The 2,074-nt window shown below is 46.0% G+C and carries 2 protein-coding genes and 1 pseudogene; 1 reads left to right on the top strand and 2 read right to left on the bottom strand.

Annotation, left to right across the window (positions count from 1 at the left end):
- A pseudogene (locus AXFE_RS21775) lies at window positions 1–139 on the bottom strand (ACT domain-containing protein); the annotation flags it as partial.
- 74 nt (window positions 140–213) lie between these two features.
- Between AXFE_RS21775 and AXFE_RS17555 the strand changes: the two are divergent.
- Complete coding sequence (locus AXFE_RS17555; protein WP_052607195.1) at window positions 214–1,125, top strand: sulfurtransferase; 912 nt, start codon at window positions 214–216, stop codon at window positions 1,123–1,125.
- A 90-nt stretch (window positions 1,126–1,215) separates the two neighbouring features.
- Here AXFE_RS17555 and AXFE_RS17550 read toward each other — a convergent pair.
- A partial coding sequence (locus AXFE_RS17550; RefSeq protein ID WP_052607194.1) for an IS1595-like element ISAxf1 family transposase occupies window positions 1,216–2,074 on the bottom strand: 859 nt, incomplete at its 5' end.

Genomic DNA, 2,074 nt, shown 5'->3' with positions numbered 1-2,074 from the left:
TCGTGGGCNCGNAGATNNNTNNAAGANNCNNCATCGTAGAGTCGGTAAGGTTTGCGCCCAACCGAGCCAACTCCTTTGTCAACCGATATACAATTCCTGGCCTATCAGAGCCGAACGCAGTTAGAATAAAGCGATTCACGCTAATAAAGGATAGTTGTATAAGGGAAATACCCAACGAGCTACCCCTAACTATCACATTGCGGGGGGGGTTATATGCAAAACAATCTAGAAACACTGATAGATTCCAACGCACTAGTTGAGCTAATCCATACAAACACAGTAAATGTAATCGATGCTCGATGGTATCTAGATGGTCGAAATGGGTACGATGCATATCTCAAAGGCCATATACCAGGGTCAATCTTTATCGATATTGATGCGGTAGCAAGCGACCACCGGGTAAGCAATCATGGACGACATCCGCTTCCTGACTCAAACGCCTTTCAGCTAGCCTTAAAAACCTGCGGAATCGATCTTTCCAAACCAACTGTCATCTATGACGACTGCGGAGGTGTTATCGCAGCGCGAATATGGTGGATGAACCGTCGCCTTGGTCTAAAAGCCGCAGTTCTAAACGGTGGAATTGCGGCATGGGATGGCCCGCTCGAAAAAGGGTCAACCAGAATCTCGCAATTTAATGGATACGATACGCCTCTCGCTGAAAATAACCTTGGCGGATGGGGTCCTGGGGTCTGCGATACACAATACGTCAAAACTTCCATCGAAAAAAGCTCAGCGATAGTTCTAGATGCACGGGACGAGAGTCGATACCGAGGTGACAGCGATCCAGTCGATCCTCGCCCCGGGCACATCCCTGGTGCAATTTCACTTCCAACGAGATCGCTGCTTGATCATAACTCATATTTTCCTGAGGTCGAACAACTCCGAAAGACCCTAATGGACCGAGTCGGATTCGAACCAAAATCAGGAAAAGAGATAATCGGAAGTTGCGGATCTGGAATTACAGCTTGCCATCTTGCATTGGCATTCAAATATGCATTCTCGATCGAGATCGAAATCTATGAAGGTTCCTTCTCGGCCTGGTCTAGGGAGACGTCGCTTCCAGTTGCCACCGGGACTGCACCAGGGAGCCTAAACACTCCAAATAGATTTCCCCTTGGCTAATTTTTGGGTTGACCCTCAAATAAGCGAGGCAGAGGCAGATTGAGGATTGCACCGTCAATCAAACTCCATTGACAATACATAGCATACTTATCAAGTTTCGTAAGCAAGAGCCATTTTGGAATCAGATTCGCGGAGTAGCGGATGTGGAGACGCAAACACACATGTATTGAGAAGTCGCTCTACCAAGGACATTTCAAAGTGCCTTCGGTTGAATCGGTATGCGAATTCCTCGAGGTAAAGTTGCTTATGTTCCTCACGTCCGTGGTATGTTCCGTCGATAAATTTCTTGCAGTTCCCTATCAGGATGTTGAGCCATTTGAATGTTACATGTGCTTGTTCGTCTTTGGATAGAGTGATCGAATGCGCTAGTCCAAGGTCTCGAGCACATACCCCGTAACTTGGGTTACCATCACTTATCAGCTTGGTATCGGAATCTAAACGTCTCATAAAAACATCTTTGGGTGATTTAGCAGTGGTATCTTTGATTACTTCCATGAAGCAATGAGTAGGAGCACCATTGCTAATCGACACTCCAATTAGGACATTGGTTTGTTTTGTTCCCTTTCCTCTTCTGCCTTCGCCATGGCTCTCACCACCTAAAAAGAACTCATCTACCTGGACGTTTCCTCCAAGTTTATATAAACCATTTCGGTCAGCCATTGCTTTTCGTAGCTTATTTAGCATCAACCAGCCAGTCGAATAAGATACTTGAACGAATTTAGCAATGGTAGTAGCCGAAAGACCACGCTTGTCGTTGGACAATAGATAGATAGCGGAGAACCACTTGGATAAAGAGATATGGCTTCGATGGAAGATGGTTCCGGAGGTAACGCTAGTTTGACGGTGACAAGATTTACATTGAAAAAGTGGAGCTCGAGATGCTGCATTTCTTCGATGGTTTGGCCTGATTAAGGTAAACTGGTCAGAGTCACACTTTGGGCATCTAAAT

The organism is Acidithrix ferrooxidans (assembly GCF_000949295.1).
GTDB classification, from domain to species: domain Bacteria; phylum Actinomycetota; class Acidimicrobiia; order Acidimicrobiales; family Acidimicrobiaceae; genus Acidithrix; species Acidithrix ferrooxidans.
The sequence above is the reverse complement of the archived record's forward strand: the minus strand, read 5'-3'. Positions and strand labels throughout refer to the sequence as shown.

Bases quoted from the DNA above. Each gene is read 5' to 3' on its own strand.
- AXFE_RS17555 (WP_052607195.1), top strand. From the start codon at position 214: ATGCAAAACAATCTAGAAACACTGATAGATTCCAACGCACTAGTTGAG.